Source organism: Mesorhizobium sp. M5C.F.Ca.IN.020.29.1.1 (assembly GCF_003997375.1).
GTDB lineage: Bacteria > Pseudomonadota > Alphaproteobacteria > Rhizobiales > Rhizobiaceae > Mesorhizobium > Mesorhizobium wenxiniae.
Window position 1 is genome coordinate 1 of the sequence record NZ_RZSW01001155.1, and the last position, 564, is coordinate 564.

The following is a 564-nucleotide window of genomic DNA, read 5'->3' on the forward strand; positions in this document are numbered from 1 at the left end:
CTCTCTATGCGTGCGTTGTCGAGGCAAGTGCCTTTGCCAGAGATGCTCGCGGCTGGAGAGATTTCAAAATGAGCGTTGGAAGCGGAGAATGCCGCCGACGCTGTTCGGCTTGCTCGTGCCCTTGACCGTGGTAGGGTCGGCAGGGCCGACGCCAAAGTTGCCGTAGTGGTCGTAATCGACCTCGGCTGTGACCGTGAAGCCAGGAACGACCATATAGACGACGTTTGCAGCCAAACCAGAATTCTTGAGCTGATCACTCGAGACCTGAAAGTTGAACGAAGTTTTCTCGTCAAACTCGTAGGTGGCGCCCGCCCAGAAAGCCCACTGGCCGTTCCAGATTTTGTACGAGCCGCGCACATGATTGGCGATTGCGCCGTTTGAGTCCTCGTTGAGACTGCCATTGGAACCGTAGCCGAACAGTCCAAACAGCGACAGCTGGTTTGTGACAGCGACGTCGACACGGATCTTGCCGGCCAAAGCTTCGTAGTTGCTGTCATAAGCCGCGACGCCGGTGATCGAGCCCCAGCCTTGCGTGTATTTCAAGCCGGCGACAACGTGCGGAAT

1 protein-coding gene is annotated in these 564 nt (G+C 56.9%); it reads right to left on the reverse strand.

Features of this window, described 5'->3' with window-relative positions; genetic code table 11:
- Positions 1-63: 63 nt before the first annotated feature.
- Positions 64-564 (reverse strand): porin (locus tag EOA85_RS36805; protein WP_206523514.1); only part of this gene is annotated, 501 nt, incomplete at its 5' end.